The organism is Chitinophagales bacterium, from assembly GCA_017303835.1.
In the GTDB taxonomy this organism is placed as follows: domain Bacteria; phylum Bacteroidota; class Bacteroidia; order Chitinophagales; family Chitinophagaceae; genus JAFLBI01.
Window position 1 is genome coordinate 2,600,904 of sequence record JAFLBI010000001.1, and the last position, 19,830, is coordinate 2,620,733.

26 protein-coding genes are annotated in these 19,830 nt (G+C 43.2%); 21 read left to right on the forward strand and 5 right to left on the reverse strand.

Annotation, left to right across the window (positions count from 1 at the left end; all coding sequences use genetic code 11):
* Positions 1 to 17: 17 nt before the first annotated feature.
* Genes J0L83_11765 through J0L83_11775 form a run of 3 tightly spaced genes read left to right on the forward strand, consistent with a single transcriptional unit; the run spans position 18 to position 2,309 of the window.
* Entirely contained in the window at positions 18 to 446 is a 429-nt protein-coding gene (locus tag J0L83_11765) for a gamma-glutamylcyclotransferase (protein ID MBN8665247.1), read from the forward strand.
* Between the two features lie 9 nt (positions 447 to 455).
* Complete coding sequence (locus J0L83_11770; GenBank protein MBN8665248.1) at positions 456 to 1,211, forward strand: UDP-2,3-diacylglucosamine diphosphatase; 756 nt, start codon at positions 456 to 458, stop codon at positions 1,209 to 1,211.
* Positions 1,212 to 1,220: 9 nt separating this feature from the next.
* Positions 1,221 to 2,309 carry a mechanosensitive ion channel gene (locus J0L83_11775; protein MBN8665249.1) on the forward strand — a complete coding sequence of 363 codons (1,089 nt, stop codon included), beginning with the start codon at positions 1,221 to 1,223 and terminating at the stop codon, positions 2,307 to 2,309.
* Here the strand turns inward: J0L83_11775 and J0L83_11780 are convergent.
* The gene (locus J0L83_11780; protein ID MBN8665250.1) at positions 2,306 to 2,827 is read right to left on the reverse strand and encodes a thioredoxin family protein; all 522 of its coding nucleotides are present in this window, start codon (positions 2,825 to 2,827) and stop codon (positions 2,306 to 2,308) included. The two genes, J0L83_11775 and J0L83_11780, sit on opposite strands and share 4 nt — an antisense overlap.
* Positions 2,824 to 3,468, reverse strand: a complete 645-nt coding sequence (locus tag J0L83_11785; GenBank protein MBN8665251.1) for a MerR family transcriptional regulator — start codon at positions 3,466 to 3,468, stop codon at positions 2,824 to 2,826. Before J0L83_11785 ends, J0L83_11780 begins: the two co-directional genes overlap by 4 nt.
* A 91-nt stretch (positions 3,469 to 3,559) precedes the next feature.
* Here J0L83_11785 and J0L83_11790 point away from each other — a divergent pair, with 91 nt between their 5' ends.
* From J0L83_11790 to J0L83_11875, 18 genes are all read left to right on the forward strand, one after another.
* Entirely contained in the window at positions 3,560 to 4,411 is an 852-nt protein-coding gene (locus J0L83_11790) for a 3-hydroxybutyryl-CoA dehydrogenase (GenBank protein ID MBN8665252.1), read from the forward strand.
* Positions 4,362 to 5,537: a glycosyltransferase family 4 protein gene (locus tag J0L83_11795; GenBank protein MBN8665253.1), complete on the forward strand. Its 1,176-nt coding sequence runs from the start codon at positions 4,362 to 4,364 to the stop codon at positions 5,535 to 5,537. The genes J0L83_11790 and J0L83_11795 overlap by 50 nt, the downstream gene beginning before the upstream one ends.
* Before the next feature lie 36 nt (positions 5,538 to 5,573).
* Entirely contained in the window at positions 5,574 to 5,918 is a 345-nt protein-coding gene (gene gldC, locus J0L83_11800; protein MBN8665254.1) for a gliding motility protein GldC, read from the forward strand.
* A gap of 11 nt (positions 5,919 to 5,929) precedes the next feature.
* Positions 5,930 to 6,382, forward strand: a complete 453-nt coding sequence (locus J0L83_11805; GenBank protein MBN8665255.1) for a GatB/YqeY domain-containing protein — start codon at positions 5,930 to 5,932, stop codon at positions 6,380 to 6,382.
* Positions 6,383 to 6,470: 88 nt separating this feature from the next.
* Entirely contained in the window at positions 6,471 to 6,980 is a 510-nt protein-coding gene (locus J0L83_11810; GenBank protein MBN8665256.1) for a CvpA family protein, read from the forward strand.
* 126 nt (positions 6,981 to 7,106) lie between these two features.
* The gene (locus J0L83_11815; GenBank protein MBN8665257.1) at positions 7,107 to 7,871 is read left to right on the forward strand and encodes an alpha/beta hydrolase; all 765 of its coding nucleotides are present in this window, start codon (positions 7,107 to 7,109) and stop codon (positions 7,869 to 7,871) included.
* Positions 7,872 to 7,921: 50 nt separating this feature from the next.
* A complete protein-coding gene (locus J0L83_11820) occupies positions 7,922 to 8,581 on the forward strand; it encodes a CBS domain-containing protein (protein MBN8665258.1) in 660 nt (219 codons plus the stop codon).
* Between the two features lie 86 nt (positions 8,582 to 8,667).
* The gene (locus tag J0L83_11825) at positions 8,668 to 9,546 is read left to right on the forward strand and encodes an NAD kinase (GenBank protein MBN8665259.1); all 879 of its coding nucleotides are present in this window, start codon (positions 8,668 to 8,670) and stop codon (positions 9,544 to 9,546) included.
* 120 nt (positions 9,547 to 9,666) lie between these two features.
* Complete coding sequence (locus J0L83_11830) at positions 9,667 to 10,461, forward strand: outer membrane beta-barrel protein (protein ID MBN8665260.1); 795 nt, start codon at positions 9,667 to 9,669, stop codon at positions 10,459 to 10,461.
* Positions 10,462 to 10,525: 64 nt separating this feature from the next.
* Positions 10,526 to 11,290, forward strand: coding sequence for an isoprenyl transferase (locus J0L83_11835; GenBank protein ID MBN8665261.1), 765 nt, complete (start codon positions 10,526 to 10,528; stop codon positions 11,288 to 11,290).
* Between the two features lie 137 nt (positions 11,291 to 11,427).
* Positions 11,428 to 14,169 (forward strand): BamA/TamA family outer membrane protein, encoded by a 2,742-nt coding sequence (locus J0L83_11840; GenBank protein ID MBN8665262.1) that lies wholly within the window; start codon positions 11,428 to 11,430, stop codon positions 14,167 to 14,169.
* A gap of 22 nt (positions 14,170 to 14,191) precedes the next feature.
* Positions 14,192 to 14,707 (forward strand): OmpH family outer membrane protein, encoded by a 516-nt coding sequence (locus J0L83_11845; GenBank protein ID MBN8665263.1) that lies wholly within the window; start codon positions 14,192 to 14,194, stop codon positions 14,705 to 14,707.
* Positions 14,708 to 14,737: 30 nt separating this feature from the next.
* Positions 14,738 to 15,337 carry an OmpH family outer membrane protein gene (locus J0L83_11850; GenBank protein ID MBN8665264.1) on the forward strand — a complete coding sequence of 200 codons (600 nt, stop codon included), beginning with the start codon at positions 14,738 to 14,740 and terminating at the stop codon, positions 15,335 to 15,337.
* Between the two features lie 67 nt (positions 15,338 to 15,404).
* On the forward strand, positions 15,405 to 16,238 hold the full coding sequence (gene murI / locus J0L83_11855) for a glutamate racemase (GenBank protein MBN8665265.1): 834 nt from the start codon (positions 15,405 to 15,407) through the stop codon (positions 16,236 to 16,238).
* 155 nt (positions 16,239 to 16,393) lie between these two features.
* On the forward strand, positions 16,394 to 16,549 hold the full coding sequence (gene rpmH, locus J0L83_11860) for a 50S ribosomal protein L34 (protein ID MBN8665266.1): 156 nt from the start codon (positions 16,394 to 16,396) through the stop codon (positions 16,547 to 16,549).
* A 76-nt stretch (positions 16,550 to 16,625) separates the two neighbouring features.
* Positions 16,626 to 17,024 carry a ribonuclease P protein component gene (rnpA, locus tag J0L83_11865; GenBank protein ID MBN8665267.1) on the forward strand — a complete coding sequence of 133 codons (399 nt, stop codon included), beginning with the start codon at positions 16,626 to 16,628 and terminating at the stop codon, positions 17,022 to 17,024.
* Positions 16,999 to 17,229 carry a membrane protein insertion efficiency factor YidD gene (gene yidD, locus J0L83_11870; GenBank protein MBN8665268.1) on the forward strand — a complete coding sequence of 77 codons (231 nt, stop codon included), beginning with the start codon at positions 16,999 to 17,001 and terminating at the stop codon, positions 17,227 to 17,229. The genes rnpA and yidD overlap by 26 nt, the downstream gene beginning before the upstream one ends.
* Before the next feature lie 191 nt (positions 17,230 to 17,420).
* The gene (locus J0L83_11875; GenBank protein ID MBN8665269.1) at positions 17,421 to 17,873 is read left to right on the forward strand and encodes a CHRD domain-containing protein; all 453 of its coding nucleotides are present in this window, start codon (positions 17,421 to 17,423) and stop codon (positions 17,871 to 17,873) included.
* A gap of 40 nt (positions 17,874 to 17,913) precedes the next feature.
* Here the strand turns inward: J0L83_11875 and J0L83_11880 are convergent, their stop codons facing one another.
* The 3 genes from J0L83_11880 to J0L83_11890 form a co-directional block, all read right to left on the reverse strand.
* A complete protein-coding gene (locus tag J0L83_11880; GenBank protein MBN8665270.1) occupies positions 17,914 to 18,528 on the reverse strand; it encodes a hypothetical protein in 615 nt (204 codons plus the stop codon).
* A gap of 68 nt (positions 18,529 to 18,596) precedes the next feature.
* Entirely contained in the window at positions 18,597 to 19,202 is a 606-nt protein-coding gene (locus tag J0L83_11885; protein ID MBN8665271.1) for a superoxide dismutase, read from the reverse strand.
* A gap of 103 nt (positions 19,203 to 19,305) precedes the next feature.
* Positions 19,306 to 19,752 (reverse strand): nucleoside deaminase, encoded by a 447-nt coding sequence (locus J0L83_11890; protein ID MBN8665272.1) that lies wholly within the window; start codon positions 19,750 to 19,752, stop codon positions 19,306 to 19,308.
* Positions 19,753 to 19,830 lie beyond the last annotated feature (78 nt).

Genomic DNA, 19,830 nt, shown 5'->3' on the forward strand with positions numbered 1-19,830 from the left:
TTTATCTTTATGGTGTTATGCCAGATAAGTGTTATCAATTATTCGTGTATGGTTCTTTAAGAAGCGGATTCAAGCATCCGGCATATGCGTATATCAGCAATTTTTTCACGTTGGTAGGAGAAGCATCGGTGCCTGGTTGTTTGTATGATATGGGCGAATACCCTGCAGCCATTCCCAGCGATGCTGGATGCATGATTAAGGGAGAATTGTATCATATCACCAATGCAGATCAGTTTGGCTGGGCTATTGCACAGTTGGATGATTATGAAGGGGTGCAAGCTGAAGATGGTGAACAACCGCATTATCGCAGGGCCATCACCAAAGTGGTCTACAATGGTGCAGAATCCACTGCCTGGATTTACTGGTACAATCTTTCGGTTGAAGGCCGCCCCTTAATTGAAAGCGGCGATGTGCTGGAATACCTTTTCCGCAAAAACAATTCCTGATACTTGCAAGTGTTTAGTTCAAATAAGAAATTATACCTCCTGTCTGATTTTCATCTGGGTGCACCCAATGCTGCAGCCAGCCTGGAAAGAGAAAAAGCTGTGGTGGCTTTTTTGGAGTCTGTTCGTCACGATGCAGGCCGCATCATTATTGCTGGAGACATTTTTGATTTTTGGTTTGAATACAAGAAAGCCATTCCTCGCGGGTTTACACGTTTGCTTGGTAAGTTAGCTGAGTTAACAGATAGTGGTATTCCCGTGGAAGTATTTGTTGGCAACCACGATATGTGGATGCGCGATTATTTTCAGCATGAGTTGAATATACCTGTGCACTACGAGCCCAAAGTATATGAGTGGAATGGCAAAAGATTTTATATCGGCCATGGCGATGGTTTGGGCCCCGGTGATCATGGCTTCAAATTCATCAAGAAAATATTTCGAAACCCACTTTGTCAGTGGCTCTTTGGTTGGCTGCATCCCAATTTGGGTATTGGATTGGCCAATTATTTCAGCAGAAAAAGCCGGGAGAAAACGGGTGAAGCTGATGCGGAATTTTTAGGTGCAGATAAAGAGTGGTTGATTATTTACTGTAAGGAAGTATTGTTGAAAGAACATTACAACTATTTCATTTTCGGACACAGACATTATCCGATTGATTTTGCGCTGAATGAACGAAGCAGGTATATCAATCTGGGCGATTGGATACGGAATTTTACCTATGCCAGTTTTGATGGGCAGGACGTGCAATTGCATCATTGGAAAAAATAGTATTGAGCTATGCAGGATTTTTTGAATCAGGTGATTTGGAATAACACCGTACGCAGTTATTTGCTGGTGCTGCTGGCTATTGGTATGATTGCCCTGATCAGGCGAATCATCTCCAAATACTTTGCCGGATTGATTTTCAAGCTTGTCTCCAAGAAAGGCAGACAGACATTACGCATGTCTTTTGTGGATTTGGTGAAGCAACCACTGGAATTATTTCTAATTACGTTTATCACTTTAATTGCTGTAGAGAAACTACGTTTTCCCTCAGCACTGGATGTGTCTATTTATAAAGTAACGCTGAAGAATCTGGTGAGTGGTCTGGGCGATTTAATTCTCATCAGCACATTTATCTGGCTTTGTTTACGCCTAATCGAATTCATTGCCTTGATTCTGGAAGAGAAAGCCAGTAAAACAGCTGATCAAACGGATAATCAGTTAATTGTTTTCTTCAAGGATTTTCTAAAAGTGCTGATCGTGCTGAATGGCATCCTGCTCATTCTGCATTTTGTATTTCATAAAGATATTGGCAATCTGCTTACGGGCTTAAGCATTGTGGGTGCGGCCATTGCATTGGCAACAAGAGAAAGTTTAGAGAACCTGATTGCTTCATTTATTATCTTCTTTGATAAACCTTTTGTTACGGGCGATTTGGTGAAAGTGCAAGGCTTTACTGGAACCATCGAGAAAATTGGTTTACGCAGCACACGTATTCGTACAACAGAAAAAACCTATATCTCTGTGCCTAATAAGCAGATGGTAGATAGTATTGTTGACAATATTTCTTTGCGTACACAACGCAAAGCGGAAATGAAGCTGGAGATTGGCTTAAGTGCCAGTGCTGCACAATTGACTGCATTAACTGCTGCTGTGAAGCAAATACTTGCAAAGCCAGGTATCGACGGACAAGTTGTGTTTTTATCGGATACAGGTAAGCATGCACATGTATTCACCATTGAGTATATGGTATCTATGGAGTACAATGTTGAAGCATTCAACGAATTGCGTGCGCAGATTAATTTGGAGATCATCCAGTGGTTAAATGAACAGCAAATTGAATTAGCTGCTGCCAGCACCGATGTGGTTGTGCGTCAGGCTTAAAGCTTGGCAACAATCGCACCCAATTCTTTTATCGGGTCGCCGGTTTCACCGTATTCAATAACCCGCCCAACTTCTTTTCCATGTTTGATGACAAGAAACGCGGGCACAGCATAGACTTTATACTGCTCGTGTAAATTATTGGCAGCTTGCTTTTTTCTATCTGTTGCGATCAACTTTACTTTCTCTAAAGGAAAACCGCTTGCATCGGTGAGTTGATAAAGTTTAGGCAATAAGTTTTTGGTATCTAAGCACCAAGTGCCAACAAAAACCACCAGCGAGAACTGATCTTTTTTCTCGCGAAATGCCTGCACGGCTGCATCGTCTGGCCTGCCGTACTGCATATTGGATTTCAGCCAGCTAAATGCGGGATCATTTTCTAAAGTGGCCCGTGTAATAATGCCTTTGAGTACTTTATCTGCAGAATCAGGTACAACAGTAAAATCAGCTTTGGTAACTGCGCGTTGGGTGCTGCAGGAAAATACTACTGCAGTCAAGATCAATAAGAGGGCTTGCTTCATGCGTCTAAGTTAGCACGCAACTCCAGCAGAAAGGCACGGAATTTTGTTAAAGATGCTACTACCTGCATTTGTGCATCGGCTTGTTGCTTGTGCTGCTTCAAATAATTGCGTGCACCTTCAATAGAAAATTTGCGTTGGCGCAATAGATAATAAATCAGTTGTAGGTTCTTGATATCTTCTACGCGAAAGAGACGATCGCCTTTTCTGTTCTTTCTAGGCTTTAAAATATCAAACTCGTTTTCCCAATAACGAATCAACGAAGTGTTCACACGAAACCAGCCTGCTACTTCGCTTATAGAGTAATACAATTTTTGTTGTAGGGTGGCATCATCGGGCACATCAATCAAATCAACCTCAGCATCCAGTTCCTTTAGTGATTTTCTCCCACGCTTGCCTTTGGCTGCAGCAGGTTTGGGTTCTTTTGCTGGTATTGGTTCAGCTGGTTTTGTGGTAACAGATTCTGCAACAACCTTGGCTTTTACCTTCACGCTGATGCGTCCATCATTGAATACTTCCGGATTGGGCTCAGCCACTACAGATGGCTCAACCGGAGGAGGCACAGCTTTCGCCGCCTTCTTTTTGGGTGCAGCAGGCTTGGGTGCCGGCGTGTACGCATTACCAAATAGATCGAGTTGTTCCATCATGCTGTAAAAATAGTGCAGGTAAACCCCATAAAATGCTGATTGGCAGGCATGGTGGATAAACTGTAAGTTTGCCGTTCAAATCTCAGCCATGTATACGGTGGAAACGATCTGTGTTTGCGGCGCTGGCACTATGGGCAGCGGTATTGCTCAGGTAGCTGCACAAGCGGGTTTTTATACCATTTTGTTCGATCTCAATGCTGGAGTTCTGGATAAAGCTGCAGGTAATATCCGCGCCAGCCTGGATCAATTAGAGGCTAAGGGCCGACTGCAAGCGCCTGCGGCTGATGTGTATGCACGCATTCAATTTACCGGTGATTTGCAGTTATGCATTGCCGATTTGATCATCGAAGCCATCATTGAACAGACTGGAGCCAAAGTGGCTTTATTCAACCAATTGGCTGAGCTCAACCACAGCGAAACCATTTTTGCCACCAATACTTCTTCAATCTCAGTAAGTGCGATTGCTGAAAAAGTGGTGAATCCATCCCGCGTTGCTGGTATGCATTTCTTCAATCCTGCTCCTTTGATGAAACTCGTGGAAGTGATCCGCGGCACGCAAACAGATGAAACTGTTATTGCTATGCTCGTAGATATTGCTAAGCGTATGCAGAAAGTACCGGTTGTATGTAAAGATGCACCGGGATTTATTGTGAATCGTGTGGCCAGACATTACTACCTCGAAGCCATGCAATTGGTAGAGCAAGGTCTCGCAGATCCTGCCACGATTGATCATGTGATGGAAGCGACTGGTTTCAAGATGGGGCCCTTTAAACTCATGGACCTAATTGGTATGGACATCAATTACGGTGTGAGTCAGATTGTGTGGGAAGCATTGGGTAAACCAGAGCGATTAACACCATCGCCTGTACAGGCCGCAAAAGTAGCCGCCGGTGAATTGGGCAGAAAAACAGGAAAAGGATTTTACGATTACAGCAAGTAAAATGACCATCGCCATCAACGCCATATTTCTGCAGAGAGGTCAGCTGGAAGGCTATGGCTATTTTGTGCAGGAGATTGTGCGCAGGTGGGTGGCGCAATATCCGCAACACCAGTTTGTGTTGGTATTTGACAGACCAGCAGATTCTTCGTTTCGTTTTGCAGAGAATGTAACGCTGGTAGAAGTTGGTCCGCCTGCGCGACACGCACTGGGCTTTTTGTATTGGTACAACCTACGGCTGCCAATGGCATTGCGTAAATACAAGCCTGATGTATTGGTACAGCCTTATGGTTTTTGCAGCATCACAACCAACATTCCGCAGGTGATGGTGGTGCATGATCTATCATTCAAACATTTTCCGCATTTTGTGCCGGTCTACCATCGTTGGTTTTATCAATTGTTTACCGGGGCATTTATCAAGAAAGCAACGCAGTTGGCAACAGTATCTGATTTTTCCGCCAAGGACATCATCCAGCATTATCCAAAAGCTGCAGGAAAAATCAATATTGTGTATAGTGCAGCCAAACCATTTTTTCAGCCGTTAGATTACGAAGTAAAAGCTGCGGTGAAAGCGCAGTATGCGAACGACTGCGAATATTTCTTATTCACCGGAGGTATTCATCCGCGTAAAAATCTCTTGAATTTGCTGAAAGCATTTTCTGTATTCAAGAAATGGCAGCGTAGCAATATGCAATTGCTGGTGGTGGGCAGAAAAGCCTGGCAGTATGAAGATGTGTTGGAAAAACTGAGCACGTATAAATTCAGGGAAGATGTGGTGCTGTTGGATTATTTGGATGAAGAGGAATTAGCCAAAATCACGGCATCGGCATACGCGGCAGTCTATCCTTCTTTTTGGGAAGGTTTTGGTGTGCCCATTGTAGAAGCCATGCAATCCGGCGTGCCCATTATTACCTCCAATACCAGTGCCATGCCTGAAACTGGTGGGGATGCGGCATTGTACGCAGATCCTGCTGATCCGAATACGATCGGTCAATTGATGAAACAACTTTATAAAGACGAGCAGCTGCGTAGCAGATTGATAGCCAAAGGGCTGGAGCATTCAAAACAGTTCAGTTGGGAGCGTACAGCTCAACTGCTTTGGACTGGTTTGGAAAAAGCCAAGGGCTGATGGCTTTGTTATACATTTGCGCTTCAATTTTACTCTATGCGTAAATCAACAATAACAGTAGACGTTCACTTGGATGAGGATAAAGTGCCTGAGCAGATCAACTGGACTGCTACAGATAGCACTGCGGATATGATGCAACAGGCCAAAGCCATGATGCTGGCTTTTTGGGATGGTGCTGACAAATCTGCCCTGCGTATTGATTTGTGGACCAAGACCATGATGGTGGATGAGATGGCAGATTTTTATTACCAGACCATGATGGGCATGGCAGATGCATTTGAACGTGCTACGCACAACCAAGAACTGGTAAAGGAAATGAAGGATTTTGCGAAAGAGTTTTATAACAAATTCCGCGAACAGCAATTAAAAGAAAACGCTTAAATCAAGATACCATGAGTTTGGAAGCAAAAGTGATGGAAGGCATGAAGGATGCCATGAAAACCAAGAATGAAGCTTTGTTGCGTGCTTTACGTGCCATCAAAGCGGAAATCATCAAAGCCAAAACAGAGCCCGGTGCCAATGGTGCAGTGAGTGAAGAAGGCGAGCTGAAATTGTTACAGCGTATGGCTAAGCAGCGTAAAGATTCACTGGAAGTGTTTACCACACAGGGCCGTGCAGATCTCGCGCAGAAAGAACAAGAAGAATTAGACATCATCGAGCAATTCCTGCCTAAGCAATTGGGTGCGGATGAGCTGAAAGTGATTTTGGAGAAAATCATTGCGGAACTTGGTGCTGCTGGTCCGCAAGACATGGGTAAAGTAATGGGTGTGGCCACCAAGCAACTGGCCGGTCAGGCAGATGGTAAAGTAGTTTCTGCACTGGTAAAAGAATTACTGGCGAAATAATTACAGCGACCAATCGTTTTTATCAGACCTGCTCTTGGGCAGGTCTGTTTGTTTTATGATAGATATTGCGTTTCTCATATGTATAGCAATGGCTGTTTGGAAGGGTTATTCCAAAGGCCTAGTGGTGGCTTTGTTCAGCTTTGTGGGTATGATTGTTGGGATGTTGCTGGCATTGAAGTGTTCAGCCGTGGTGGCAGTCTGGCTGGGGGAAGAGACTAAATTGGATGCAAAATGGTTGCCCTTTCTGGCTTTCTTACTCATTATCATTGGTGTGTATTTTGGTGTACGCATGTTGGCTGCACTGGTGCAGAAGAGCCTGGAGTTTGCAATGCTGGGCTGGGCAAATAGAGTTGGTGGTATCTTATTGTATGCATTGCTCTACAGTAGTTTGCTAATATTGGTGCTCTTTTATGCAGATAAAATGGAATTATTGTCGGCAGAAGCAAAAGCCGATTCTCAGTTTTATCAATTCATGCATGGATTTGCAAAACCCATCATCAGCTTTATTGCAGATGCGCTTCCATTTATTAAAAACATGTTGCATCAACTCACTGATTTTTTTGCTGATCAACCTGCTTCAAGCACAGCCTTGCTATAGGTTTATACAAGTAAATCAATTATCTTAGCGGACACTGCTTAGTAATTAAGTAACAGGCATTTCTGCAGATTTTTGGAGGTTTTTCCTTTATTTGTGTTTGTCTGACGATTGCCGAAACAACTGAACATGAATTACGAGATCAAACAGGTAGATAAATTCAAATTTGTAGAAGTAGGTGAAGGTGAGCCGCTGGTCTTGCTCCATGGCTTGTTTGGTGCCCTTAGCAATTTCAAAGAACTGGTAGAACATTTCAGACACACACATAAAGTGGTGGTGCCTATTTTGCCTTTGTTCGACTTGGATATTTTTCATACCACAGTAGGTGGATTGGAAAAGCACGTACAGAAATTCATTGAAACAATGGATTATCAAAATGTGCACCTGCTGGGTAACTCACTTGGTGGGCATGTGGCTTTGGTGCATGTGCTGAAACACCCTGAACGTATTAAATCCCTGATTCTAACCGGCAGCTCAGGCTTGTTTGAAAATGGCATGGGTGATAGCTATCCTAAGCGCGGCGATTATGAGTATATCAAGAAAAAAGTAGAGATTACTTTTTATGATCCGGCTGTTGCTACCAAAGAGCTGGTAGATGAGGTTTTCGAGATCACGAATAATCGTCTCAAAGTGATTAAGATTATTTCACTCGCGAAGAGTGCTATCAGAAATAATCTTGGTGAAGAGTTGAATCAGATCAAAGTGCCTACCTGCTTAATTTGGGGAAATAACGATATCGTTACGCCACCATTTGTTGGCAGGGAGTTTAATAAACTCATTACGACAAGTGAGTTGCATATCATTGACCATTGTGGTCATGCGCCGATGATGGAAGTGCCGGTTGAGTTTAACAAAATTCTCGAAGGATTTCTTGCTCGCCTCAAGCAGCAGTAATACCCGGTTGCGTGGTCTTACCTATATTGCACGCGTAAACAAATCCGTACATGCTCAACAACCAGTTGATCAGAACATCTTATCCAAATCTGCAATTGCAGGACAAGGTTGGCTTTGCACTGCAGTTAATGGATGATTACGATATACATCACCTGCCGGTAGTGAGTGAGGAGAAGTATGTGGGCATGGTATGTAAAGAAGATTTATTGGATGTGGACGAAGCTGCGCCTATTGCCGTTTTGGAAGATCAATGGGTGCGGTCAGCAGTGAAGGGGGAGGAGTATTTTCTTTCTGCATTGAAAATTACCAATGAACATCAATTGTCTCTGGTGCCGGTTGTGAATGAGCAAGGCGAAATTGCAGGTTGCATTCCTGCAACAGAACTGCTTTTGTTGTTAGGCACATTCACTGGCGCTGCAGATCCTGGCGGAGTAATTGTGCTGGAGATGGATAAGCGTCATTTTTCATTTGGTGAAATCAGTCGCTTAGTTGAAACCAATGATGCCTATATCACGCAATTGAACACCTATCAGGAACCTGATTCTGGTTTATTCATTGTAACCATCCGTATAAATAAGGCAGAGATCAGCGATATCGTTGCTACTTTCCAGCGTTATGAATACGCGGTTCGTTATTATTTTGGCGATGAGCAATATGCCAATGAGTTGAAGAGTAATTACGATCATCTCTTGAATTATTTGAATATCTAAAACCACTTTCCAGCTGAGTCTGCTTTGGGCAGACTGGCTGAAGAAAGGTATATTTACAGAAGCGCAGCAGCTTGCTGCAAACGTTTATGAAAGTTGCGATTTACAGCCGCGGGCTTGATATAGAACAAGAAGATGCCTTACAATTGTTGATTGAAGAATTGGCCAGGCATGATGTAGCCATGCAGATTTACGATCCGCTCTTGCACATTTTTGCTGTACCTGAAGCTTTGCGTGCTGAATTAACCCCCTTCAAAAAAAGAGAAGAGTTAGAGCCCGAAACGGATTGCCTTATTAGCCTAGGTGGTGATGGCACCATGCTGGATGCAATTGCCCTGGTTGGAGATGCAGGTATTCCCATACTCGGAATCAACTTTGGACGATTAGGTTTTTTGGCAAGTATCAGCCGGGAAGAACTAACCCTTGCAGTTGATGCGCTGGTGAATCATACTTATGTAGTAGATAAGCGTTCACTCATTCATGTTGATGCCAATCTGCCCTTATTCAAGGATGCGCCTTTTGGTTTGAACGAGTTTGCAATTCATAAAAGGGATACTTCTCCGATGATCAAGATACATACGTATCTGAATGGGGAGTTTCTGAATACTTACTGGTCTGATGGGTTGATTGTATCCACCCCAACAGGCTCTACAGGATATAACATGAGTTGCAATGGCCCGATTCTTTTTCCTGATTCGGCCAGCTTTGTCATCACGCCTGTGGCGCCACACAACTTGAACGTGCGTTCTATTGTGGTGCCAGATAATACAGTAATCTCCTTTGAGATAGAAGGAAGAACAGATCAATTCATCTGTGCTTTGGATGCCCGACGGGAAATTGTTACCAAAAGCATACAAATTGCTGTAAAGCGTGAAACTTTTTGCGCAAGTTTGCTTAGGCTGAATGAAAATAGCTTTTTGTCGACCCTTCGCACCAAACTGACCTGGGGCCTTGACAAAAGAAATTAACGTTTACCTATATATGGTCTTTATTGGTTTTGATTAATTTACACGCGTTTAAGTGCAGCATTGAAGAAAGGACTGTTGATAGGAATCTTTATACTCGCAATATCCAACCTGCGTGCGCAGATGTTGCAGAGCTTTGTACACCAGGGAGAATTTGGTTTTTCAGTGGGTGCCGCACATTATTTTGGAGACCTGAATACGTTTACCTCAATCAAAAGACCCAAATTAGCCGCTGGCGCATTCTTCAGAAAGCAGTTCGGTGATTATCTCGGTGTAAGATTGTCTGCCAATTATGCCCAGCTCGGTTATTCAGATGTCTATAGCCCTAGCCCCTTAGAACGCAGAAGAAACTTAAGTTTCAATACAGATGTTTGGGAAATTGGCATCGCAGGTGATTTCAACTTCTTTCGATTCAACCCAGAGTTTCCTGAATACATTTTCACACCTTATGTAACCATGGGGGTGAGTATTTTTTCTTACGATCCATACACGTATTTCAATAATCAGAAATATTTTCTCCGGGATATTGGCACAGAAGGCCAGGGTAGTCCGCTTTACCCCAACTTACAGAAATACGGCACTACTGCGATTAGTATTCCTTTTGGTGTGGGTGTGAAGTACAGCCTGAACCCCAAGCTGAACGTTTTTGCCGAATTAACTTATCGCTTTACCAACACAGATTTTCTGGATGATGTAAGCGGGGTATATGCCCCTAATGCCTATCCATCTTTGGAAGCAGATGGCGTCACTTTTACACCTTTCGGTTTGCTGCAGGATCGTAGTTACGAAACCAGTAATGGTGTGAACTACTTCACAGCAGGTGCCCAGCGTGGAAACAGTAAAAAGGCTGACAGCTTTGTTACACTCCAATTCGGCCTGTCCTTTAATCTTTCTTCCTACCGTTGTCCCGACAGATAAGGGTCTTTCGCTGCCGTCAACAAACCTTTTCGTACCTTCGCGCCCTGAAAATGCCAGATGTATGCTGGAAAACCTGATAGCCCAAATTGATAAAACAAGATTACCCGAGCATATTGCCATCATTATGGATGGGAATGGTCGTTGGGCAGAAGAAAAAGGCCAGGAGCGCTTGTACGGTCATTTTCATGGGGTTGAAAGTGTAAGAAATATCGTGGAAGGCTGCGCTGAATTAGGCGTTAAGTACTTGACACTCTATGCGTTCAGCACAGAAAATTGGGACAGACCGCAGCGCGAAGTGGATGGTTTAATGACCTTGTTGGTTGACACAATCCGCAAGGAAGTAGCTACCCTGAACAAGAATAATATCAAGCTGCACGTCATTGGCGATATGAGCATGCTGCCAGATTTTGCCAAGAATGAATTACAGGAAGCTTTGGATATGACTTCGGTCAACACAGGCCTTAACCTCATCATGGCACTGAGTTACAGCAGCCGTTGGGAGTTGGTGAATGCTGTAAAGCATATAGGATTGGATGTAAAAGCTGGAAAAATTGATCCTGAAACTATTGATAGCCAGACACTTCAGTCATATTTAACCACAAGTGCCTTCCCTGATCCTGAATTGATGATCCGCACCAGCGGAGAATATCGCATCAGTAATTTCCTTTTGTATCAATTGGCTTATGCCGAGCTCTATTTCACCAATACCCGTTGGCCAGACTTCCGCAAAGAACACCTTTGCGAAGCTATTCTGGATTACCAATCGCGTGAGCGCAGATTCGGAAAGACCGGGCAGCAAATTCAGGAATCAACTGATGCAACTGCTTGAAAATGAAACGTCAATTATCACTGTCTATTTAACAAACACTTTTGAATAATCCCGTTAATTTGCCCCACCTAAACAACCGGACAACTGCTTTAAAAAGTGCTGTGCAGCCTTTGAGCAAGCTTCAAACTGGAACTCGCATGCGTAAGACTCATTATTTGTTCATTTTGCTCCTTATTGGATTATTCAGCAGCACCAATGTCATTGCACAAGAAACAGGAAAGGATACCACTGTTACTGAAGTAGATGTAGACCTGCTCAACATCTTTACTCAAAAGACACCCCGCAAATACAAGATCAATTCAATCAAGGTTACTGGCAACAAATATTTTGATGAAGCATTGCTGATCTCTATCGGTAACCTGAATGTGGCTGATGAAGTAATGATTCCCGGTGGCGATAATTTTTCTAAAGCTATTTTGAAATTGATGGGCCAGAATTACTTCAGTAATGTGGCTATCTATATTACCGGCATCAAGGAAAACAAACTCATTGATGTTGAAATTGAAGTAACAGAGCGTCCGCGTTTATCAAAGTTCAATTTCGTTGGTGTAAGAAAAGGCGAGCAAGAAGACCTGACTGCCAAAACAGGTTTGTTCCCCAACAGAGTGGTTACTGAGAACATGCGCAGAACAGCGGTGGATGGTATTCGTAAGTTTTACGCTGAGAAAGGCTTCCGCGATGTACAGATAGATATCAAAGAGAAAAAAGATTCTTCACTGGAGAATACCATCATGCTCGACTTCGTGATTCGTAAGGGTGGCAAGGTGAAAATCAATAATATCAATTTCGGCGGCATCACTGTAGATGAAACCAAGTTGAAAAAGCAGATGAAGGGTACAAAGGAGAAGTCACGTATGACTCTCTATCCTGTTACTGATAAGCCGGTGATTGTTGAGCCACGTCACTACACGTTTAATGATTACCTCAGAGAGAAAGGGTATCTCACATTCAGCAAAACAAAGCGTGTGATGGATCCTTACCTGAGATTGAAATTAGCAAGCGCAAAGTTTGACGAAAAGAAATACGACGAAGACAAAGAGAAACTGCTGGAATATTACAATGCATTAGGTTATCGTGATGCCATTATTGAAAGAGATACTATTTACAGCAATGCTACTAGTCAGCTGAATATTGATTTGAAGTTGAAGGAAGGCAGAAAGTATTATTTCGGTAATATCAGCTGGAGAGGAAATACCAAATATTCTGATTCTATCCTTACGGCTATTCTTGGTATCAGAAAAGGAGATATCTATAATCTGGAAAACCTGAATAAGAAACTTGGTAAGAACGCTTCACCGGAAGGTGGTGATATCAGTGGATTATATCAGGATGATGGTTATCTGTTCTTCCGCGCAGAGCCAGTTGAGACTGCTGTGTATAATGATACCATCGATTATGAAATTCGCTTGATGGAAGGTCCGCAAGCATCCATCAAGAATGTACGTATTACGGGTAATGACAGAACCAAGGAATATGTGATTCGTCGCGAACTGCGTACAATTCCTGGTGAAAAATTTAGTCGAACAGACCTGGTACGTTCTCAGCGTGAAATTGCCCAGTTGAATTATTTCAACCAGGAAAAAATTGGAATCAATCCGATACCGAATCCTGAAGAAGGCACTGTTGATATTAACTATAGCGTAGAGGAAAAATCAAGTGATCAGTTGGAGTTGTCAGCTGGTTGGGGTGGTGCTATTGGTTTAACAGGTACATTAGGTGTTTCATTCAATAACTTTTCTGCTAAGAACCTGTTCAAGAAAACTGCCTGGGATCCCTTGCCGATGGGCGATGGCCAGAAGCTGAGCATTCGTGTACAGAGTAACGGCCGTGCATTCCGTTCATATAACTTCTCATTCACAGAACCCTGGTTGGGTGGCAAAAGGAGAAATGCTTTGACATTCTCTGTGTACAATACCAAGTTCTCTAATCAGTTCGATTCACTCGGCCGATTCAATATCCGCGATGCAGGTAAAAACAATTATATCTCTACTACCGGTGCTACTTTGAGTTTAGCAAAGCAGCTACGTTGGCCTGATGACTTTTTCAACCTGTCTGTAGGTTTAAACTTTACCCGTTATAAGCTGAAGAATTATTTCATTGATCCGGTGAACCTGCCCGGCTTTAATAATGGTTTTGCACATAACCTGAACCTGAAGCTGGCATTGCAACGTTCTTCAGTTGACCAGCCGCTTTTCCCAAGATCTGGTTCTAACTTTTTGCTGAGCTTACAATTAACCCCACCATACTCTCTTTTCAACCCATCGGTTGTAAACAAGATCAATCCTTATAAGTGGGTGGAATACCATAAGTGGCGCTTTAATGGGGAGTGGTTCTTCTCCTTGGGTAAGCCACATGGCGAGGAAAGAAATAAGCAGTTTGTATTCCGTGCAGCGGTGAAATATGGTTTCATCGGCAGATACAACAACAACCTGAACATCTCGCCATTTGAAAGATTCCAGGTGGGTGATGCGGGTTTAACCAACCAGTTTGCATTGCTTGGTTTCGATATCATCGCACACAGAGGTTATCCTGTGTATGAGAGTTCTAACCCAAGGGTAAACCCTGATCAGCAAAGTGCCCGTCAGTACTTTACCATCTTCAACAAGTACACGATGGAATTGCGTTATCCGCTGAGTTTGAACCCAAGCAGTACCATCTACGGTCTTACTTTCTTTGAAGCCGCTAACGGTTGGTACAATTTCAAAGAGTACAATCCATTCCAGTTACGCCGCTCTGTGGGTGTGGGTATGCGCTTCTTCCTGCCCATGTTTGGTCTCCTTGGTTTTGATTATGGCATAGGATTGGATAGGTTTACACCAAATAACCGCCTGAGGGATGCAGCACGCTTTACCTTCATGCTCGGTTTTGAACCTGAATAACCTATCTAAAAACGATTTGCATATGAAAAAGCAAATAACCCTGTTTCTGTTTCTCCTGCTGGTAGCTCTTGCACCGGCAATCGCTCAGCGATACGCGGTAGTAGATACTCGTTATATTTTGAGCAAGATTCCAGACTATAAAACTGCAGAAACCAAGATTCAGCAGGTTACTGAGCAATGGCAGAAAGAAATTGATGAGAAGCAGGTGGCTTTGGACAAAATGTACAAGAATTTTGATGCCGAGCAGTTCATGCTGTCTGAAGACCTGAAGAAGAAAAGAGAAGACGAATTGTTCAATAAAGAGAAGGAAGTACGCGAATTACAGAAGAAGCGTTTTGGCTATGAGGGCGATTTGTTTAAGGAAAGACAAAAATTGATTAAACCCATTCAGGATAAAGTCTACAATGCCATTCAGAAGATTGCCATTGCACGTTCTTACGACTTTGTTCTGGATAAAAGTGAGGGAATTACCGTTATATTTGCCGACCCCAAGCTGGACAAAAGCGATGATGTTCTGCGTGAATTGGGGATCAGATAAAGCGTTTAACAGTTAAATAAAAACCAAGCAATGAAAAAAGTTCTTTTGGTGATAGCGTTTGCCTTTCTCGCAAGCTTTGCTAACAACCTGCAGGCCCAGCAAATTAAAATTGGTGTGTTCGACGAGGAAACCATTCTTCAGCTGATGCCTGGTATTCAAAAAATTGATTCTTTACTCCAGATTTACCTGAAAGATTCACTGGGTGTTGAAAGAGATTATGATCTTACTCAATATCAGCGTAAGGATAGCGCTTTCAAAAAGGATTCAGCTACCATGCCAGCTAAAGCGCGTGAATTGGCTAAGAAAGAAATCAATGAGCTTGGTTACAAACTCGTAAACTGGAATCAGTATCAGCAACAAATGTTGCAGAACAAGCAGGCTGAATTGCTGGCACCAAACATGCAGAAAGTATATGACGCATTACGTGATATCATCACCAATGAAAAATATACCCATGTATTCAAAAGTGATGCATTCTTTGCACCTCCTTCATTAAGCGATAACCTCGTAGTGAAAGTAGCACAGAAACTTAAGTGGCCTTTACCTAAAGAGTTGGAAGAAGCACTGAAGGCGCAGGCTGCTCCTGCCCAACCAGCTAAACCAGCTGCTAAGCCTGCAGGCAAAGGATAAGCTAAGTATTATAGAATAATATATTTGGGAACCACGCTGTATTGCAGCGTGGTTCTTATTTTTGGTGATGCAGCAAACAGCACCCATTGGTGTTTTTGATAGTGGTTATGGCGGACTCACAGTCTTGAAAGAGATTGTAGCCGCATTACCGGAATACGACTATTGTTATCTGGGTGATAATGCGCGTGCGCCTTATGGTCCGCGTTCTTTTGAAACAGTCTATCACTATACTTTAGAAGCAGTACAATGGTTTTTTGCGCAAGGTTGTGAATTAGTAGTCTTGGCATGTAATACAGCTTCAGCGAAAGCTTTGCGCACCATTCAGCAGAAAGACCTGCCTCGCATAGCACCTGATAAGCGAGTCTTGGGTGTAATCAGGCCTACCACCGAAATCATTGGGCAGTTTTCTCAAACAGGGCATATTGGTATTTTGGGTACCAATGGAACGGTTACGAGTAATAGCTATCCCATTGAAATAGCCAAGTTTTATCCTCAGCTGCAAGTGTATCAGGAAGCTTGCCCTATGTGGGTGCCCCTGATTGAAAATGGTGAATACAACCAACCCGGTGCTGATTATTTCGTCAGAAAGCACTTGGATCATTTGTTGGGGCAGTCGGCAGATATTGATGCCATTCTGCTGGCTTGCACCCATTATCCTTTGCTGATGGAAAAGATCAGACAATTGCTGCCTAAGCAGGTTCAGGTAATAGCGCAAGGCGCAATTGTTGCGAAAAGTCTGGCCGAATACCTGCAAAGACACCCGGCAATGGCCGCAAAATGCTCGAAAAATGGCCAATTGCGCTTTTGTACAACCGATGATGCAGTCAATTTTGACCAGCAAGCGGCTATTTTCTACGGGAGAGCGGTAGCCAGTGAGCAAGTTGATCTAATTCACAGCTGATTATCAGTCCGTTGCAAATAGGTGGTCAAAAAAATTGCCTGAAGCTTTGTCTTTTTTCCCTGCCAACCATTACCTTTGCCGTCCTTTCACAGGATCGCAGTATGGTGACTGCATTCAGTTGAAATCTGATTTTAGGTTAGTAAAACTAAAAAGCAATGAAACGTACATTTCAACCACATAAGCGTCGTCGTAAAACCGTACATGGTTTCCGTAAGCGCATGCAGACTGCCAATGGTCGTAAAGTATTGGCTAGCCGCAGAAAGAAAGGCCGTAAGAAATTGACTATTTCTGACGAGAGAGGACTGAAATAATCCTTACTGATCTGCAGTAAGCTTTGAAGTATATTTAATCCCGTTCTGCAGCAATGCAGCGCGGGATTTTTCATTTATGACACCAAACCAATCATACGGTAAAAAGGAAAAGCTGAAAAGCCGCAAGGACTTGGATGCTTTGTTTAATGGTGGAAAATCCTTCCTGGTTTTTCCTGTTAAGGTATTTTATACCTATGGTGATCAAGCAACGGCTGCAGTTAAAACCGGTGTAGGTGTGAGTAGCCGGTATTTTAAAAAAGCCACAGACCGCAACCGAGTAAAGCGTTTGTTGCGCGAAGCATATCGAACAGAAAAGTCACCTTTGTTTGAAACAATAGAAGCGAATGCGGTTTCACTGAATGTGTTTCTGTTGTATGTAGATAAGACACTTCCGGAATATGCCAACTTGAAAAAAGTTATGGCTACTGTGATGCAAAAACTGATGCAACATGCAACTGCTCAAAAAAATACTTAGTTGGCCTTTCCTGCTGCTGATACGTTTCTATCAGTATGTCATCTCTCCCATGATTGGGCCTAAGTGTCGTTATACACCCACCTGTTCTGCTTATGCGCATGAAGCTATCACGAAACATGGTCCTTTAAAAGGGTTGTGGCTTGCTATTAAGCGTATTAGTAAGTGTCATCCCTGGGGCGGTCATGGTTATGACCCTGTGCCCTAACTTAAAAACAAATTAAAGCAAATCCGGGTGATATAGTCGTTCGTATCTCTTTATACGAATTCAATATCCTCCCGTTTTTATCCAATATCCGTATAGCAAAAATCAGGTTGTAGATAGCTGCAACCTTTTTGCTTTTAGTGACTAAAGCAAACCAAAGCTGTTTGATTCTCGTAAATGAACTAAACAGTTGTATGAAAAAATCACTTTTTACTTTATTGTCAGCTTTCTTGTTATTGTTTAGTGCATGTAAGAAAGAAACAAACGATAACATGATTGTTACAAAAACCAATTTATCACTTTCAGGCGCTCAGGAAGTGCCTGCAGTTACTACTACTGCAACAGGCAGTATGGATGTATCATATAACAAGAGCACCAAAGTGCTGAGTTATACCTTGCGTTGGAATAACCTGAGTGGTGCACCTGCAGCCATGCACATTCATGGTCCTGCACTTGCTGGTGTGAATGCTGGTGTATTGTCTGGTATCAGTGGATTTACTGCAGCGGCAACAGCCACATTCTCAGGTACTGTCGTTGTTGATAATATGACACTCAAAGAAGAAGACCTGCTTGGTGGAAAATGGTATGTGAACATTCACACTTCAGCCAATCCAAGTGGTGAGTTGCGCGGACAGATCAATTTTTAGTGAAATAAAAATCCCCCCACAATTCTGTGGGGGGATTTTTTTATTCTTTGGGTGCTTCGGCTTGCGTAAAGCCTTTGAGCTTATCAATGGTTTCTCTGATTTCTTTGATACTCCAGAAACGATAAACTTCCGGTGCTTTACCATCTTTTCCTTCCATAGAAGTCATCTGATGATAGGGTGTAACCACAAAAGCTTCTACGTTATCAGATAGTTTGGCAACCTGCCCAGGTGCCAAAAAGAAATTTCTGTTGGCAGCACTAACATTTTTGTTTTGAATCAATAATTCAAGTGAATCAATGCTTTTGCGCAGGGTTTCCTGAGAAATACTGTTCTTAGATGCTTTACCTGGATCGCTATACAACTGATAGCTACCGAGAATCGTGTCTTTAGTAGTATTCAGAAAATGCAAACCATCTTCTTTCACAGCTACTGTAGCTGTTGCATTATCTTCTTGTGTTACTGTTAAATTGATGATATCGCCAGTGCTGTAAAACACCTCTTTTTCACCTAAACCGCTTCCTCCCTTCAATACCACAGTTTTTTTGTCGCCATCAATATCGGCGTTGCCCTTAAATAAAATCAGGATGCGCTTATTGTGACTGGTACAGGTGCTGAATGCGGAAGCAAGTGCCAGAATAAAAAGGGTTCTTCTCATGATCCGGGTTTCGATAAAAAAAGAGTCACGCCTAAGCGTGACTCAAACTTAGGACTATTTTCCGGTAATTACTTAGCTGCGGCGAAACGTTCAGCCACTTTATTCCAATTTACCACATTCCAGAAAGCAGCCAGATAATCGGCACGGCGGTTCTGGTACTTCAGGTAATAAGCATGTTCCCAAACATCTGCGCCCAAAATAGGGGTGCCTTTTACTTCAGCTACATCCATCAGTGGGTTATCCTGATTAGGCGTAGAGCTTACTTCCAGTTTGCCATCTTTCACAATCAGCCAAGCCCAACCTGAACCGAAACGAGTCATGCCGGCAGCTGCAAACTTCTCTTTAAATGCATCGAAGCTGCCAAAAGCAGCGTTAATCGCATCAGCCAAAGCGCCAGTAGGTGTGCCACCAGCATTGGGTGCCAGACTCTCCCAGAAGAAAGTGTGGTTCCAGTGACCGCCGCCATTGTTGCGTACAGCAGGAGAAATACTACCTGCAGCAGCAACCAGTTCCTCCAGGCTCTTGCCTTCGTTTGGCGTACCAGCAATAGCTTTATTCAGGTTGTCTACATAAGCCTGGTGGTGCTTACCATGGTGAATCTGCATGGTTGTTGTATCAATATGCGGTTCCAGTGCATCGTGTGCATAGGGTAATGGTGCGAGTGTAAATGCCATAATCTATTGTTTTTAGCTTGTTTGTTGAATGGATAACAAATGTAGCGCCATTCTGTTTTGACAGAAGGGCGGATTACAGATTCTTTCTGATGTCGAAAATGCTCTAGCGCTTGTTGCGGAAAAAGGCCTTCATCAACTCAGCGCAGGGGGCTTCCAGAATACCGCCAAGTATTTCGGCTTTAGGGTGAAAGGGCGATTTGCTGTAAAAAGCCCGATAACCCTGTTTTACATCGGACGCTCCATAAACAATCCTCCCAATTTTACCCCAGTAAATGGCGCCGGCACACATGGGACAGGGTTCAAGTGTAACATATAAAGTGGCTTCGGGAATGTATTTGGCTCCAAGGGTATTAAAAGCGCTTGTTAAGGCAATCATTTCAGCATGGGCGGTGGGGTCGTTCAGGCGTTCTACCTGGTTATGGCCTCGTGCAATAATGCGGTTGCCCAGCACCACCACTGCACCCACCGGTACCTCATCGGCATCAAACGCTTCTTGGGCCTCTTTCAAAGCCTGTTGCATAAAATATTCGTGCGATCCGGGTAAATGCATGGGTTAATTTGCTGTAAAAGTAGGATGCGCAAAACAAAGTCGCACTTTCCCGGTTGAATTAATCGCCAGCACTGGTGC

Bases quoted from the DNA above. Each gene is read 5' to 3' on its own strand.
- J0L83_11765 (MBN8665247.1), top strand. From the start codon at position 18: ATGCCAGATAAGTGTTATCAATTATTCGTGTATGGTTCTTTAAGAAGC.
- J0L83_11775 (MBN8665249.1), top strand. From the start codon at position 1,221: ATGCAGGATTTTTTGAATCAGGTGATTTGGAATAACACCGTACGCAGT.
- J0L83_11780 (MBN8665250.1), bottom strand. From the start codon at position 2,827: ATGAAGCAAGCCCTCTTATTGATCTTGACTGCAGTAGTATTTTCCTGC.
- J0L83_11785 (MBN8665251.1), bottom strand. From the start codon at position 3,468: ATGGAACAACTCGATCTATTTGGTAATGCGTACACGCCGGCACCCAAG.
- J0L83_11790 (MBN8665252.1), top strand. From the start codon at position 3,560: ATGTATACGGTGGAAACGATCTGTGTTTGCGGCGCTGGCACTATGGGC.
- gldC (MBN8665254.1), top strand. From the start codon at position 5,574: ATGCGTAAATCAACAATAACAGTAGACGTTCACTTGGATGAGGATAAA.
- J0L83_11805 (MBN8665255.1), top strand. From the start codon at position 5,930: ATGAGTTTGGAAGCAAAAGTGATGGAAGGCATGAAGGATGCCATGAAA.
- J0L83_11810 (MBN8665256.1), top strand. From the start codon at position 6,471: ATGGCTGTTTGGAAGGGTTATTCCAAAGGCCTAGTGGTGGCTTTGTTC.
- J0L83_11815 (MBN8665257.1), top strand. From the start codon at position 7,107: ATGAATTACGAGATCAAACAGGTAGATAAATTCAAATTTGTAGAAGTA.
- J0L83_11820 (MBN8665258.1), top strand. From the start codon at position 7,922: ATGCTCAACAACCAGTTGATCAGAACATCTTATCCAAATCTGCAATTG.
- J0L83_11825 (MBN8665259.1), top strand. From the start codon at position 8,668: ATGAAAGTTGCGATTTACAGCCGCGGGCTTGATATAGAACAAGAAGAT.
- J0L83_11830 (MBN8665260.1), top strand. From the start codon at position 9,667: ATGTTGCAGAGCTTTGTACACCAGGGAGAATTTGGTTTTTCAGTGGGT.
- J0L83_11840 (MBN8665262.1), top strand. From the start codon at position 11,428: ATGCGTAAGACTCATTATTTGTTCATTTTGCTCCTTATTGGATTATTC.
- J0L83_11845 (MBN8665263.1), top strand. From the start codon at position 14,192: ATGAAAAAGCAAATAACCCTGTTTCTGTTTCTCCTGCTGGTAGCTCTT.
- J0L83_11850 (MBN8665264.1), top strand. From the start codon at position 14,738: ATGAAAAAAGTTCTTTTGGTGATAGCGTTTGCCTTTCTCGCAAGCTTT.
- murI (MBN8665265.1), top strand. From the start codon at position 15,405: ATGCAGCAAACAGCACCCATTGGTGTTTTTGATAGTGGTTATGGCGGA.
- rpmH (MBN8665266.1), top strand. From the start codon at position 16,394: ATGAAACGTACATTTCAACCACATAAGCGTCGTCGTAAAACCGTACAT.
- rnpA (MBN8665267.1), top strand. From the start codon at position 16,626: ATGACACCAAACCAATCATACGGTAAAAAGGAAAAGCTGAAAAGCCGC.
- yidD (MBN8665268.1), top strand. From the start codon at position 16,999: ATGCAACTGCTCAAAAAAATACTTAGTTGGCCTTTCCTGCTGCTGATA.
- J0L83_11875 (MBN8665269.1), top strand. From the start codon at position 17,421: ATGAAAAAATCACTTTTTACTTTATTGTCAGCTTTCTTGTTATTGTTT.
- J0L83_11880 (MBN8665270.1), bottom strand. From the start codon at position 18,528: ATGAGAAGAACCCTTTTTATTCTGGCACTTGCTTCCGCATTCAGCACC.
- J0L83_11885 (MBN8665271.1), bottom strand. From the start codon at position 19,202: ATGGCATTTACACTCGCACCATTACCCTATGCACACGATGCACTGGAA.
- J0L83_11890 (MBN8665272.1), bottom strand. From the start codon at position 19,752: ATGCATTTACCCGGATCGCACGAATATTTTATGCAACAGGCTTTGAAA.